Raw genomic sequence first — 13,029 nt, 5'->3', positions numbered from 1 at the left:
GCGACAAAACTGGCAATTGAAGTGTAATGTGGTTGTACGTCACCCGATAAACTCATGAAGGTAATATTGGTTTCACAGGCATTTGCAATACGACGACTGCTGACCAAGCCTCGTGAATAACCAAACAAGATTATTTTAAGCATAACTGAAGGAGGGTAAGCTGCAGCGCCACCTTTGTCGTTGTCATACCATTTATCAAAAGAACTTAAATCAAGGTGTTTGTCGACGATATGAGAAAGTGCGTATTCAAAAGTACGGGGGATAATTTACTGTGCGAAATCAATCGGAATGAATTTACTTTGGCAAGATAAGTCAGGTTTGCCTCTTTACTTTATAAGAGTGCCATCATGTTTATCTCTAAACGAATAATAACTATTAGATCACAGAGGGACTGCTCAATAAAGGTTGTTTTTTGTACAATTAGAGATTATGAAAAAAGAACGTAAAAACGTTCTTTTCGGAGAAATTCTACAGCCTCAACGCCTCAATCACCGGCTTTGTGAAGTTGGCAGATTTTTTGGTACAAAAAATGTGACAGCTTTAGCAAGTCCCGAGTGCATTGACTTGTTAAGCATTGCTACCACCACTTTGCGAAATTTTCTAAATGCTCAATATACTGAAGAACAATGTCATTATCAGTTTCACGTTTGAATTCTAAATAACCTGAACCTATCTCACTGTGAATTCGATGAACTGACAGTTGAATTTGGCCCTTGGTAATAGAAAGAACGATCTCTCGATCAATGTCGTAGAATTCTGCCTTAGTAGCTTCGCCCAAGCTTAACTTTTTGAGTTGAACCAAGAAGTCATCAATTACAGAGCACTCAAACCAAATATCCTTTGCAGAATATGTGAAAATACCTCTAGGCATTTCTAACTTTAGTTCTACTTCGCAGCCAATAGATGGCAATCGATCATCACTTTCTTTTATGTTAATTCTAAACCCAAACGGATTGGGTAATTCGATATCGTAGCTCATACTTTTAGATGCTTAACGCCCTGTTAAGGGGCAAATTGTAGTTGGCTAAAATGTGAAGCGAAGCGGAATCAGCCAACTGTTATTTGTCCCGCTTGAACAGCTTGTTATACGGTTCAATACTGAACTAAACTTAAAAAGAGTATGGCTGATAATTTTCATACTCCCAAGCCATTTTTTGTGACAGTTTACTACAGATGTCTTCCCAGTTTTCACCGCTACATTGGTCGAGAATTTCATTTACTTTTAAGCGAACTGCATCCCAGCTGTAACAATCTAAAACAATGGCATTATTAAGTGAAGTATTATTCTGAACCATCTCTGTAGTTAAAATGTGCAACTGGAAATCATTACCTCCTCTTTGGTCAAGACCAATAGTAAAATTCATCCAGAAATCCACACTTTTTGGTTCAGGGAATAACCATGAATCTATGGGATCATAATCTGTGCAATCAAAACTGAGAATGATAGGTGTCACGAATCTTCCTTAACCGTATAACGCCCGCTTAAGCGGACTAAAATTGTTGGCTATAATGTGGAGCGAAGCGAAACGTAGCCAACTGTTTTAGTTCCGTTTTAAAGCGCTTGTTATATGCACATTCACATATTTGGTTCACAATACTTTAGTCTTGGTTTGGGATTAAAATAGACTAAAAAGTCATTACAACAGTTAGGATCATCAAGGTAAGCTCTTATTACTTGCTCCCCACTCCATGACTGAAACTCAACACTTCGTAAGTTTTCTTTATACACATGAAAAACCAACTCTTCATTTTGAAATAACTTAACAGTTATAGAATTGTTTCCAAATGGGGAATGAGTAAATGTTAATTTACTACCATTATCATAATCCATAACAAATGAAAATTGACCTTCATCATGGTCGTATTCTTCAGAATACCCAAAGCCTCTTTCAAAAAACTCTAGTTCTTCTGGATATTCATAGGTCAAATTAAATTCCCCAATTTAAGTGCATATAACGCCTCATTCAGAGGCAAATAATGGTTGGCTAAAATAGCGACGCAGGAGCAAAGCCAACTGTTATTTGTCCTGCTGAAATGACTTGTTAGAACTATACTGCACCGGACTAAATTTCAACCAGTTCGGCTATCTTTTCAGCTATCTCGGTCATCGAGTCTTCTGAAGAGTCTAAGCCCGATCTAGACGCAAGTAATGGGCTCACATTGCGAAGAGCGTCATAAGTTGTATTATGCACGATAGGGATTAGTCGATTACCTGCTAATAGAGCAGATAGCTCTTTATCCGCAACACTCTCTTTTGGAAGACGCTCCAACATTGCAGGAGTTACCAAAACAAGACCTACTTTAGAATTTGCTAACCCCTTATCGATAGCTCTCATCATGGGCACGCCTAGCCCAAGATCTTTTTCACTGAACCAAACTTTTACACCAGCAGCTTCAAGTAAATCATGTAGCTCTTTCGCTGATTCTTTTCGATCAGCCCACGCGTGACATAAAAAAGCATCTCGAACATCAGGTTGAATTGCTGCCTTACTTTCAACTGCATCTCTTATTGGAGTTAATGATTGAATTTGAGATGAAGTGTAAGTAACTGAAGAACTCGACTTAGACCAGCGAGGCTTTGAACTTCTCGAACTACTTCCACCGCCACTAGAGGAACTACTCGTATTAGAGTAGGAAGAATATGATGGACGATAACTGCTATAGCCTCCGTACCCGCTACTTTTATATCTGCACGCTGGACAACTTGCCGCTGCTGCGGCCGAACTGTGCCCTCTCACTGGTGCGGTACATCTCGCCATGATGTTTTCTCCTTAATTTGAATATAGTTCTAACGCCTCAGTCAGCCGCATTTTAAGCGGAGTTTGGCTTGTGGTAAAGTTGAGCGACAGCTAAACCACAAGCCAAACTCCGCGTAAAATGTCGGTCTGCACTGACTTGTTAGCTGCGCTTACCTATGCCCCGAACACTCAGACCTGATTAAATCCAATACTAGACATCATTGACTTTAATATGCGCACCCACGAACCGCAATACAAGATACCTGTCATCTAACGTGTTTATTGTTAAAACTACCATGCTCTCACTCTGATCAACACCTAACAATAAGCTAGGGATTCCCAAGTTACTTTCTAATTCTCCATATTTCTCCTGACCATGCATTTTGCTTTCTCCCTCGGTCCAGGATTCAATGGTCAAAGTGCATTTTTTTTCTACATATTGGTTATTTTTGTAATATGACTCAAAGGTTATGGATATTCTCTTTCCTTCAGAATCATAAGAGAAACCAACCGCTAGCTCGTCTGCAAAAGAGTATTCTAAGGTGTCTAAAATGATCATACTGTTAAAGGATCCAGAGCGTATGTTCTACAGCTAACGCCTCAATCACCGGCTTTGTGAAGTTGGCGGATTTTTTGGTACAAAAAATGTGACAGCTTTAGCAAGTCCCGAGTGCATTGACTTGTTAAGCATTGCTACCACCACTTTGCGAAATTTTCTAAATGCTCAATATACTGAAGAACAATGTCATTATCAGTTTCACGTTTGAATTCTAAATAACCTGAACCTATCTCACTGTGAATTCGATGAACTGACAGTTGAATTTGGCCCTTGGTAATAGAAAGAACGATCTCTCGATCAATGTCGTAGAATTCTGCCTTAGTAGCTTCGCCCAAGCTTAACTTTTTGAGTTGAACCAAGAAGTCATCAATTACAGAGCACTCAAACCAAATATCCTTTGCAGAATATGTGAAAATACCTCTAGGCATTTCTAACTTTAGTTCTACTTCGCAGCCAATAGATGGCAATCGATCATCACTTTCTTTTATGTTAATTCTAAACCCAAACGGATTGGGTAATTCGATATCGTAGCTCATACTTTTAGATGCTTAACGCCGTTTTAAGCGGCAAATTGCAGTTGGCTAAAATAAGTGAGGCACGAACAAAAAGCCAACTGTAATTTGTCCGACTTGAAAACCCTTGTTATATGCCTATTACGCTACAGATACAACAATAGGCAGTGTGTCTCTTGACGTATATTCAGGATCACATGCATTATCCCAATGATAATGCTCACCGGTTTTAGCATCGAATTCAAAATCGAAAAATGAACCAAAGGCTTTAAGACTAGCTATATTACCACTAACAACTAAACCTATATTCTCATCGAATGAAGCACAAGCAGGTTTAGGACTAGTTAAAATAGTTAGCTTTTCCTCGAGAAAATCATAAGACTTTGAAGATCCAGAAGTATCAAAGATAAACGTTTCATTATAATTATCCGAAGCACTCATAAGTGACTTATGAATTTCGGCTAATTCATTAATAGAGCCAGAGATTTCAACTTCATCTAAAGTTCGATATAACTTCATACTTTCCTAGGCATATAACGCCTTACTAAGCGGCGCGAAATTGTTGGCTAAAATTGCGAGGAACGAGCGCTAGCCAACTGTTTAGCGTCCGTTTGAGTAACTTGTTAGCCTTCTTGAAATTTAAATTTTTTCCCTACAATATAATTATGTTTGGGTAACTCTCTAACTTTAAAATACTCTGGCAATTTTATAAAAGAAAACTGCTCTAAATCACACTCTTCAACGTGCGTAGCACCGAACTTAGTGCCATTTTCGATAAGAACTTCCTGTCCTGTCATACTGCCTTTGTAAGGGTCAAAAACAACCGTTAAGTAATTTTGATAATCATCATTTAAAGCAATGTTCAGGTCGAATAATATTTGGTTTTTATACCCTAAAAGAATACTCACTTCATTAATTAGAGTATGTAGTGAGTTAAAGGCGTCCTGAATAAATAATATTGCATCTACTTTTCGTTTGTAAGTAAATCGTTTAGGACTTTTTTCATTTGGATTGTCAGGAAGCATTAACTGTAAATCCACGTTTTCACCATTCCTCTTTATTACTGCATGATGGAATAACTGTCCATAGTGTTGGTCAATATCTCGGTATTGCTTAACTTTGAAACCACTATGATTCCAATAATCGGCTATTAATGCATAGAGCTTTTCTTCTGAATCACACCTATTTCTTTTTTTCCATTTCGTTACATAAGTATTCATACTTGGGGAAATAGACACTTTTAATTTTTTACTAATCAGATCCAAAAGTGTATTTTGCATAATTCTTATTTGCGTTAACGATATTGAAACCTCGGAAAATAGATTAAAAAGAGATGGCGATTGAAAACAAATTTCATCTGATTGGCTTTTGATTGATCCTTTTAATAAATCGAATTGATGTAAACTTTCATTCTTATACTTATGTATATTTTCCAATGAATTGATTAAGTAGCAAATGCTGAATGCAAAACTAATATGAGATTTATCGAGTATATTATTATCTTCATGCCATGAAGCATAATTACCAAATAAACTAGCTCTATTTGCTAGATCTAATCTGAATGTCATATCTAATTACTTCCTTGAAATTTAAGTGATAAGCAGGGATTATTGATGAAAGCTAACGCCCGCAGCAGGCGCATTTATGTAGGTGATTTTTGTATGCCAGCGTAGCGACCGGCATGCAAAAAGCGCCGGAATGAATGTCGCACTGACTGCGTTTGTTAAGCATTGGCCTCTTCCGCCCAATTTATAAACCACTCTACTGGTAATTTTACCGTCTCAAAGCTTAATTTACGAAGCTCTTCGGCTGAGTATGTGTTCACCAAATAGAGATCCCATTGTGTTTCAACGTCAGCCAGTATTGGCATGATCTCTTCAATGCTCTTCGGCGCATCAACATCGCAGTATTTATTCCAGAATTTCTCACACCACTCTGCTATTTGTTTGTGAGAGTAAGGTGACTCATCTGGCTTTGCACCGTGAGCTAGCAATGCCAAAAACTTTTCTTTGCTGTACTCAAATTCTATAGGATTACTACGTTGCATAATTTAGATGCTTAACAGTATATTATCCATAATTCACGATAGTAACGGATTATGAAATAAAAAATAATAAAATAATAATAATTAAATCATTACCAGTCAAAGCTTTATAATAAAATATGTGGTTTTATTTTAAACATTAAATTTGTAGAAACTAAGCATTGCGTCATACTCAGCTCTCTTGCGCTGAGTATGACGCAATGCTTAAAACATTAAAGTTTATAAATCAATAAACTATAAAAAAATCCGTATAGAAAGCGAGCAATTAAATGCTCACTTTCTACACAAAAAATTGCATTTTTATATAAACCTTACTATAACTGTATAAATAAACAGTTATAGTGAAGTGTTTTTATGATTATCAAATCTCCTTTTTTACAATCTCTTCGAGATGTAATTCGAACAAAACGATATAGCCTACAAACAGAAAAAAGTTATTTATATTGGGTAAAATTTTTTATTATTTTTAATGATAAAAGGCATCCTAAAGAAATGGGTGCAGCGGAAATAAATCATTTTTTGACTCATTTAGCAGTAAATAGAGGCGTCAGCGCTGCAACACAAAATCAAGCGTTATGCGCTTTAGTGTTCATGTACAAACACATTTTCGAACAACAATTTGATGGCTTAATTTTTTCTTACGCTAAACTCCCTAAAAATATTCCAACTGTTCTTTCTCCAAATGAAGTAACAGCTATTATTAGTCACTTAAAAATGCCTTATAGGCTAATTGTTTCTATCCTTTATGGCTCAGGTTTACGTTTAAATGAAGTATTAAGGTTACGCGTAAAAGATATCGATTTTTCAAATCAAACTATATTTATTTTTAGAGGAAAGGGACAAAAAGATAGATTAACAATATTACCTAAAGAGCTTAATGAAATTATCACTAACCAAATAAACCATGTTGAAGCTATACATGAACAAGATTTACTTGATGGATTTGGTTTAACTTCAGTACCAGCGTCATTACATAGAAAATATAAAGCAGCAATGAAAGATTTTGCATGGCAATATTTATTCCCTTCTTCTACTCGTTGTGAACACCCTATCGATGGATATATTTGTCGCCATCATCTTCATCCGTCAACGTTAACTCGCCATTTACGGCAAGCAGCCATAAAAGCAAAGATCAATAAAAAAGTATCAGCACATACATTTCGCCATAGTTTTGCAACGGCCTTATTACTTAATGGAACTGATATAAGAACAGTTCAAACGTTACTTGGGCATTCAGATTTAAGAACAACCGAGATACACACACACGTGATTGGAGAAAGACACGCAGGAACGGTCAGTCCATTTGATAATATTTTTCATAAATTATAAACATAGAAAAAGACTTTACAATCCGTAATGGTCTTATTGCATTTGTGCTTTTTAGAAATATAGGTGACCTGGTCAACTGGATGATTCAACAGATAAATAGAGCAAAAGTTCTATCTCGCTTTATGCCACAAAAGAAAGTTATAAAACGGCTTAATTTATTCTTTTGTCATGAACTTGGTAAAATAAATTAAATGGCTATTTAACAGCTATTGTATTCTCGAAAATTTATTTGGTTCTTTTTCTAGAACTATCAAAATTATACCTAAGCAGGATTCCCTCTTATAACAACTATCAAGCAGTAACCATTTCAGCTCATGAAGCTTTCTTAATCGATTTACTTTCTCGATACTCTGCAGCTTCTGCTTTCAGATGACCATTTTCTTCTACCAATTTAAGTTATGCACTTATTATCTGAATCCAAGAAATTTAGGTGTTTTTGTTTATTTTTAACACTAATTTATTTTGGTTCAATCGTCACTAGGTATTGTTTTACCGATATAAATGAGGCGATTAATCCTAATAAAGCGCCTATTATCAATAATATAATAGATTCATTAAAATTTAATGAGATGATGTCAAACTTAGCTTTATACAGACCAGTTAAGTTATCAACACCCGACTCTAACCAAATCACCATAATAACTGAGAATAACCACGCAATAACACCACCTAAAAAGCCATACCAGGCACCAATATAAAGGTAAGGTAATTGTATAAAACGATTGGTTGCTCCGACCAATTTTAGTACTTCTATCTCTGCGCGTTGGTTTAAAATATTAAGCCGGATGGTATTACTTACGATCAATAACACGGACAGCAGTAATAAAGTCGCGATAGCGATGACAATATCGACCACTAAATAAAAGATAGCCTGAAGCTTCTCAATCCAATCAATATCAACCCGTACTAAATCTATGTCTTGCTCTCGTTCAAGCTTAGCTACCAACAATTTACTACCGGCAGGATTCATCGCCGATTGAACGGGGATGACTATTAAGACTGCAGGTAATGGGTTTTCATCTAAATAATTAAGAGCCTTAGAAAAGCCAGACATTTCTTTAAATTCTTGTAGAGCTTGGTGACGAGAAATATAAGTAACGGTTTCAATGTTTTCATAGAGACCTAGCTTATTAATCAATACTTGTACTTGCTCATCAGACAGATCTTTTTTCAAAAAAAGACTGATTTCTGAAGCGCTTTCCCATTGTCCTCCAACTCGATCAACATTTTTATAAACGACATGGAACACGGTAGGTAATGATAACGCTAAACCCAAAACTAAAATCGTCATCAAAGTCGCAAATGGCGTTTTCCATAACTCCATAAAATTATGTACTAGTTGATGTATATGTTGGCTAATCGTGGCTTTTACACGCCCAAGAAATGAGACTTTATTAATTTTAGGTGAGCCTGATAACTTTCTTTTGCTTGCGCCCAAACTGTTATTCATATCAATCCCTTAATAAACCGTCATTAATCATATGCCCTTCGCGTAAGGTCAAGGTGCGATAACGCATCTTAGCAATAAGCCCTAAATCATGGGTTGCAATGAGCACTGACATCCCAAATTTATTTAACGATTCAAATAACGTTAAAATTTCTAAAGACAATTTAGGATCTAAATTACCCGTTGGTTCATCTGCCAGTAAAAGTGGCGGCTGGTTAATAATAGCGCGTGCGATACCAACTCGTTGTTGCTCACCACCTGATAAGTTAATCGGGAAAGCATTCTCTTTTCCAGATAATCCCACTTTTTCCAATGCCGCTAAGCTACGACGTTTAATTTCAAAGCTGCTGTATCCTTCAATTAACAAAGGTAAACCAACATTGTCTAATACTGTCCTATTCATCAGTAGACGATGATCTTGAAAGATCATACCAATATGGCGACGTAGATAAGGAATATCATTGCCTTTGATATGACTGATATCATTACCGTTTAATACGATACGCCCTGTCGTCGGACGCTCCATTAAACTTACCAATTTCAACAGTGTGCTTTTACCTGAGCCAGAATGCCCCGTTAAAAATGCCATTTCACCTTGTTTCAAGTGAAAGTTGACGGAATTCAATGCGATATGATCATCGCTATAAATTTTGCTGACCTCTTCAAATAATATCATCGTCTATTTTTACCTTGTTATGATTCTTCTTCTTTAGAGAAAAGTGCATCAATAAACTCTTTCGCATTAAACTCTCTTAAGTCGTCAATGCCTTCACCTACGCCTATGTAGCGGATAGGTAGTTTAAATTGATCTGCGATAGAGAAGATAATTCCCCCCTTCGCTGTACCATCTAACTTAGTAAAGGTAACTCCGGTTAAGCCGACTGCTTCGTTAAATAATTTAACTTGGCTAATGGCATTTTGCCCAGTACCCGCGTCAATAGTTAACATGATTTCGTGAGGAGCAGCTTCATCTTTTTTACGCATGATACGCACAACTTTAGCTAACTCTGTCATTAGGTGGTCTTTGTTTTGCAAACGCCCAGCAGTATCAGCAATTAAAACATCTACCCCACGTGCTTGGGCAGCATCCATTGCATCAAATAAAACCGATGCGCTATCAGCTCCAGTTTGTTGAGCTATAACAGGAATGTCATTACGTTCGCCCCATACTTGTAATTGCTCTACAGCGGCGGCACGGAAGGTATCACCTGCTGCCAGCATCACTGATTTACCTTCATTTTGATATTTCTTAGCTAATTTACCAATTGTGGTTGTTTTACCAACACCATTCACCCCTACCATTAAAATAACATAAGGTTTTTTGGTAGCATCAATTACTAAAGGTTGTTCAACTTCTTCAAGAATATCTGATAAGTCTTTTTTCAGCAGGTCATAAAGCACCTCTGCATCTTTTAGCTGTTTTCTATTTGCATGTTCAGTAAGGTTGTTGATTATGCGTAAAGTCGTTTCTACACCAATATCCGCAACGATTAGCTGCTCTTCTAACTCTTCAAATAGATCGTCATCGATCTTTTTACCTTTGAATAAAGATAATAACCCGCTACCTATGCTTAAACGTGTTTTCTTTAAACCTTGAGCAAAGCGAGCAAAAAAGCCTAATTTTTTATCTTCTTCAGGAGCGACGACTTCACTAACTTCTGAGACTTCTTGGCTTTCTACTTCTTCAACACTGTCTTGCTCAACTTGTTGGCGCGCTAATTCTGCATTACGTTGTGCTTCTTGGTAAGCCTGACGAGCCTTCTCTGCTTGTGCTTTTTGTGCTTGCTCTGCGGCTAGTTGAACTTGCTTTTCTGTTTCAGCTTTTTCTACAGCTAACCTAGCTTCTTCGGCAATACGTTCTTGCTCTGCTTTTTCAGCGGCTAATCTAGCTTCTTCAGCAATACGTTCTTGCTCTGCTTTTTCAGCGGCTAATCTAGCTTCTTCGGCAATACGCTCTTGCTCTGCTTTTTCCGCGGCTAACCTAGCTTCTTCAGCAATACGTTCTTGCTCTACTTTCTGCGCAGCTAATTCGACTTGCTGCTCCGCTTCCGCTGCTTTTTGTTGAGCTAATACTTCTGACTGTATTTCTTGCTCTGTTTTCTTGGCTGGTTTTTTAGAAAACCATGAAAACAACCCTTTCTTTTTAGACATTAATTAAAAACCTTACTAACAAGCTGATTACCCTGCTAAAATAGCGAGCATACTGAATTGCTATATTAACACTATTGCTTCCCGGACTTAAAATAATATGCGTAAAAATCAACGAGCTTCAAGCCAAGAAAAAGGTAAAAAGCCCAACTCCGATGGATTTATCCGATTAATATCAGGCCAATGGCGTGGAAAAAAGCTCCCTGTAAAAGATAAACAAGGGTTAAGACCAACCACTGACCGCACTAAAGAAACCCTTTTTAATTGGCTAATGCATGATATTCGTGATGCAAACTGCCTCGATTGTTTCAGTGGCAGCGGTAGCTTAGGCTTTGAAGCATTATCTCGTTACTGTCAATTTTGTACATTTTTAGAGCTAGACAAACAAGTTGCAGTTCAACTACAAAATAATATTTCGACTTTAAAAGCAGAAAACGCCGAAGTGATACAAGGTGACTCTTTACGTTATTTATCGCAAAACGCCAGTCGACAGTACAATGTTGTTTTTATTGATCCGCCTTTCAATCTTGGATTAGCTCAACCTTGTATAGAACAACTAGAAGAGCAAGGTTATTTAACCGACAACAGCCTTATTTATGTGGAAGTTGAAAATACCTTAACTAACTTGAGCTTCCCAAGTAATTGGACGTTGCTAAAAGAGAAAAATGCAGGGCAAGTTCGTTACCAATTATTCAAGAGAGAAAGTTAATGGCTTATTTTATCCCCTTTGCAAAAGGCTTGATGGTGATTATTTGGGGCTTATTACTGGCTAATTTAATATTTCCTTTTCCGGGAAAAGCGGCCATGGCCTTCTACTTTTTACTCGCTTTTGTTGTGGTAATGCATGCAATTCAACTGTTAGTAGTTTACGGAGCTTTTGCTGAAAAGTTAAAATTAACTAAGAAAGAAGGTATTGAAATATTCTTTTTTGGTGTGTTTAAGATGTGGCAACTAAAAGATCGTTTACTAAATTAAGAAAGTCTTAAAACCCAAAAAGGATGAACACCAGTTCATCCTTTCTATTTTAAAGTCTTTAGTTAGTAAGTTTTACTGTCCCCACTCGATAATACCATCGACCTTTTTGCCATCTTCACTAACAACTAACCATTTAATATGTTTTTCACGCATTAGTTCTTCTGCTTCAGTTAAGCGTGCAGAAGCTGAGATAAGACGAGGTGTAGCATTCATTAAGTTCGATGCTTTGCTATCAACAATATTTTCACCCGAGATTAAAAAGCGACGAACATCTCCATCGGTGATCACGCCTTGTAAGTTTTCACCATCTAATACTAACGCTAATCCAGTTCGCGTTTCAGTCATTACCATTAATACATCAGTAACGGAGGTGTCAGCCGAGACAATAGGCAAATTATCGCTGCGCATCTCATCACGAACAAAAGTCAGTAATCGTTTACCTAAGCTGCCTCCCGGATGGAAACGCGCAAAATCCATTGGACTAAAGTCTTTCTCTAACGTTAAGGTATTCGCCAGTGCATCACCAATCACTAAGGTTAAAGTCGTAGAAGTACTAGGTGCTAAGTTATTTGGGCATGTTTCTTTTTCAACACTCGCATCTAATACAACATCAGAATGCTTTGCTAAGGTTGAATCTTTACCGCCAGTAATAGAGATTATTTTATTACCAAAGTGTTGTAATGATGGGATGATTTTTAATAACTCATCTGTCTCACCACTGTAAGAAATAAGCAATAATACGTCATCTTTAGTGACCATACCTAAATCTCCGTGAAAAGCTTCACCAGGATGCATGAAGAATGAAGGCGTGCCCACAGAAGCTAATGTGGCCGCAATTTTAGTACCGATATGTCCAGATTTACCCATACCACATACAATCACACGACCTTGACAGTTTTTCATCAATGCTAAAGCTTGTAAGTAAGCCTCACCCACTTGATTACTATGGTCCGTGATCGCAGCACTTTGTACTTCAAAAACGGTTTTAACTTCTTTTAATAATTGAGATTCTGGCAATGAAAAGCGAGACATGAAGCTTCCTTTATATGAGAGGAAAGGTAATACCAATCACACTAATTCAGTGATCAGTCTAATAAACGAGGAAATTGGTCGGTATGAGAAGATTTGAACTTCTGACCCCTGACACCCCATGACAGTGCGCTACCAAGCTGCGCTACATACCGATGCTGCACAATTTTAATTATTTAGTTAAAAGTTGCAACAAAAAAGTCATCTGTTTGTTATGTAACTAACACCACAAAGTTGATTGTTGGCTA

The 13,029-nt window shown here is 37.1% G+C and carries 16 protein-coding genes, 1 tRNA gene and 1 pseudogene; 3 read left to right on the top strand and 15 right to left on the bottom strand.

Annotated elements, in window-relative coordinates; genetic code table 11:
* The 10 genes and pseudogenes from V5290_RS14475 to V5290_RS14430 all read right to left on the bottom strand — a co-directional run.
* A pseudogene (locus V5290_RS14475) lies at positions 1-290 on the bottom strand (transposase); the annotation flags it as partial.
* A 287-nt stretch (positions 291-577) separates the two neighbouring features.
* The gene (locus tag V5290_RS14470) at positions 578-979 is read right to left on the bottom strand and encodes a hypothetical protein (protein ID WP_333387222.1); all 402 of its coding nucleotides are present in this window, start codon (positions 977-979) and stop codon (positions 578-580) included.
* Between the two features lie 130 nt (positions 980-1,109).
* The gene (locus V5290_RS14465; protein WP_333387235.1) at positions 1,110-1,454 is read right to left on the bottom strand and encodes an Imm8 family immunity protein; all 345 of its coding nucleotides are present in this window, start codon (positions 1,452-1,454) and stop codon (positions 1,110-1,112) included.
* Positions 1,455-1,576: 122 nt separating this feature from the next.
* Positions 1,577-1,927: a hypothetical protein gene (locus V5290_RS14460; RefSeq protein ID WP_333387231.1), complete on the bottom strand. Its 351-nt coding sequence runs from the start codon at positions 1,925-1,927 to the stop codon at positions 1,577-1,579.
* A gap of 136 nt (positions 1,928-2,063) precedes the next feature.
* Entirely contained in the window at positions 2,064-2,759 is a 696-nt protein-coding gene (locus V5290_RS14455) for a toll/interleukin-1 receptor domain-containing protein (protein ID WP_333387227.1), read from the bottom strand.
* A 190-nt stretch (positions 2,760-2,949) separates the two neighbouring features.
* Positions 2,950-3,297 (bottom strand): hypothetical protein, encoded by a 348-nt coding sequence (locus tag V5290_RS14450; protein WP_333387224.1) that lies wholly within the window; start codon positions 3,295-3,297, stop codon positions 2,950-2,952.
* Between the two features lie 134 nt (positions 3,298-3,431).
* Positions 3,432-3,833, bottom strand: coding sequence for a hypothetical protein (locus V5290_RS14445; RefSeq protein ID WP_333387222.1), 402 nt, complete (start codon positions 3,831-3,833; stop codon positions 3,432-3,434).
* Positions 3,834-3,950: 117 nt separating this feature from the next.
* Positions 3,951-4,328, bottom strand: coding sequence for a hypothetical protein (locus tag V5290_RS14440; protein ID WP_333387218.1), 378 nt, complete (start codon positions 4,326-4,328; stop codon positions 3,951-3,953).
* Between the two features lie 104 nt (positions 4,329-4,432).
* Positions 4,433-5,377 (bottom strand): hypothetical protein, encoded by a 945-nt coding sequence (locus tag V5290_RS14435; RefSeq protein WP_333387215.1) that lies wholly within the window; start codon positions 5,375-5,377, stop codon positions 4,433-4,435.
* A 155-nt stretch (positions 5,378-5,532) separates the two neighbouring features.
* Positions 5,533-5,856, bottom strand: a complete 324-nt coding sequence (locus V5290_RS14430; RefSeq protein ID WP_333387212.1) for a hypothetical protein — start codon at positions 5,854-5,856, stop codon at positions 5,533-5,535.
* Positions 5,857-6,207: 351 nt separating this feature from the next.
* Here V5290_RS14430 and V5290_RS14425 point away from each other — a divergent pair, with 351 nt between their 5' ends.
* Positions 6,208-7,182: an integron integrase gene (locus V5290_RS14425; protein WP_416351619.1), complete on the top strand. Its 975-nt coding sequence runs from the start codon at positions 6,208-6,210 to the stop codon at positions 7,180-7,182.
* Positions 7,183-7,639: 457 nt separating this feature from the next.
* Here the strand turns inward: V5290_RS14425 and ftsX are convergent, their stop codons facing one another.
* Genes ftsX through ftsY form a run of 3 tightly spaced genes read right to left on the bottom strand, consistent with a single transcriptional unit; the run spans position 7,640 to position 10,780 of the window.
* Positions 7,640-8,632, bottom strand: a complete 993-nt coding sequence (gene ftsX / locus V5290_RS14420; protein ID WP_333387209.1) for a permease-like cell division protein FtsX — start codon at positions 8,630-8,632, stop codon at positions 7,640-7,642.
* A 1-nt stretch (position 8,633) separates the two neighbouring features.
* On the bottom strand, positions 8,634-9,305 hold the full coding sequence (ftsE, locus tag V5290_RS14415) for a cell division ATP-binding protein FtsE (RefSeq protein ID WP_333387205.1): 672 nt from the start codon (positions 9,303-9,305) through the stop codon (positions 8,634-8,636).
* A gap of 17 nt (positions 9,306-9,322) precedes the next feature.
* Positions 9,323-10,780, bottom strand: a complete 1,458-nt coding sequence (gene ftsY, locus V5290_RS14410) for a signal recognition particle-docking protein FtsY (RefSeq protein WP_333387202.1) — start codon at positions 10,778-10,780, stop codon at positions 9,323-9,325.
* A 97-nt stretch (positions 10,781-10,877) separates the two neighbouring features.
* Here ftsY and rsmD point away from each other — a divergent pair, with 97 nt between their 5' ends.
* Together rsmD and V5290_RS14400 are read left to right on the top strand one after the other, a co-directional pair.
* Positions 10,878-11,486: a 16S rRNA (guanine(966)-N(2))-methyltransferase RsmD gene (gene rsmD, locus V5290_RS14405; protein ID WP_333387199.1), complete on the top strand. Its 609-nt coding sequence runs from the start codon at positions 10,878-10,880 to the stop codon at positions 11,484-11,486.
* The gene (locus V5290_RS14400) at positions 11,486-11,752 is read left to right on the top strand and encodes a DUF1145 domain-containing protein (protein WP_333387196.1); all 267 of its coding nucleotides are present in this window, start codon (positions 11,486-11,488) and stop codon (positions 11,750-11,752) included. Before rsmD ends, V5290_RS14400 begins: the two co-directional genes overlap by 1 nt.
* 72 nt (positions 11,753-11,824) lie before the next feature.
* Here V5290_RS14400 and V5290_RS14395 read toward each other — a convergent pair whose 3' ends face one another.
* Positions 11,825-12,784, bottom strand: coding sequence for a KpsF/GutQ family sugar-phosphate isomerase (locus V5290_RS14395; protein ID WP_333387193.1), 960 nt, complete (start codon positions 12,782-12,784; stop codon positions 11,825-11,827).
* A gap of 75 nt (positions 12,785-12,859) precedes the next feature.
* Positions 12,860-12,936, bottom strand: a tRNA-Pro gene (locus tag V5290_RS14390).
* Positions 12,937-13,029 lie beyond the last annotated feature (93 nt).

The sequence above is a fragment of the Psychromonas arctica genome, assembly GCF_036697365.1.
GTDB lineage: Bacteria > Pseudomonadota > Gammaproteobacteria > Enterobacterales > Psychromonadaceae > Psychromonas > Psychromonas arctica_A.
The sequence above is the reverse complement of the archived record's forward strand: the minus strand, read 5'-3'. Positions and strand labels throughout refer to the sequence as shown.

Excerpts from the sequence above, each read along its gene's own strand:
- V5290_RS14470 (WP_333387222.1), bottom strand. The coding sequence starts at position 979 with ATGAGCTACGATATCGAATTACCCAATCCGTTTGGGTTTAGAATTAAC.
- V5290_RS14455 (WP_333387227.1), bottom strand. The coding sequence starts at position 2,759 with ATGGCGAGATGTACCGCACCAGTGAGAGGGCACAGTTCGGCCGCAGCA.
- V5290_RS14450 (WP_333387224.1), bottom strand. The coding sequence starts at position 3,297 with ATGATCATTTTAGACACCTTAGAATACTCTTTTGCAGACGAGCTAGCG.
- V5290_RS14445 (WP_333387222.1), bottom strand. The coding sequence starts at position 3,833 with ATGAGCTACGATATCGAATTACCCAATCCGTTTGGGTTTAGAATTAAC.
- V5290_RS14440 (WP_333387218.1), bottom strand. The coding sequence starts at position 4,328 with ATGAAGTTATATCGAACTTTAGATGAAGTTGAAATCTCTGGCTCTATT.
- V5290_RS14435 (WP_333387215.1), bottom strand. The coding sequence starts at position 5,377 with ATGACATTCAGATTAGATCTAGCAAATAGAGCTAGTTTATTTGGTAAT.
- V5290_RS14430 (WP_333387212.1), bottom strand. The coding sequence starts at position 5,856 with ATGCAACGTAGTAATCCTATAGAATTTGAGTACAGCAAAGAAAAGTTT.
- V5290_RS14425 (WP_416351619.1), top strand. The coding sequence starts at position 6,208 with ATGATTATCAAATCTCCTTTTTTACAATCTCTTCGAGATGTAATTCGA.
- ftsX (WP_333387209.1), bottom strand. The coding sequence starts at position 8,632 with ATGAATAACAGTTTGGGCGCAAGCAAAAGAAAGTTATCAGGCTCACCT.
- ftsE (WP_333387205.1), bottom strand. The coding sequence starts at position 9,305 with ATGATATTATTTGAAGAGGTCAGCAAAATTTATAGCGATGATCATATC.
- ftsY (WP_333387202.1), bottom strand. The coding sequence starts at position 10,780 with ATGTCTAAAAAGAAAGGGTTGTTTTCATGGTTTTCTAAAAAACCAGCC.
- rsmD (WP_333387199.1), top strand. The coding sequence starts at position 10,878 with ATGCGTAAAAATCAACGAGCTTCAAGCCAAGAAAAAGGTAAAAAGCCC.
- V5290_RS14400 (WP_333387196.1), top strand. The coding sequence starts at position 11,486 with ATGGCTTATTTTATCCCCTTTGCAAAAGGCTTGATGGTGATTATTTGG.
- V5290_RS14395 (WP_333387193.1), bottom strand. The coding sequence starts at position 12,784 with ATGTCTCGCTTTTCATTGCCAGAATCTCAATTATTAAAAGAAGTTAAA.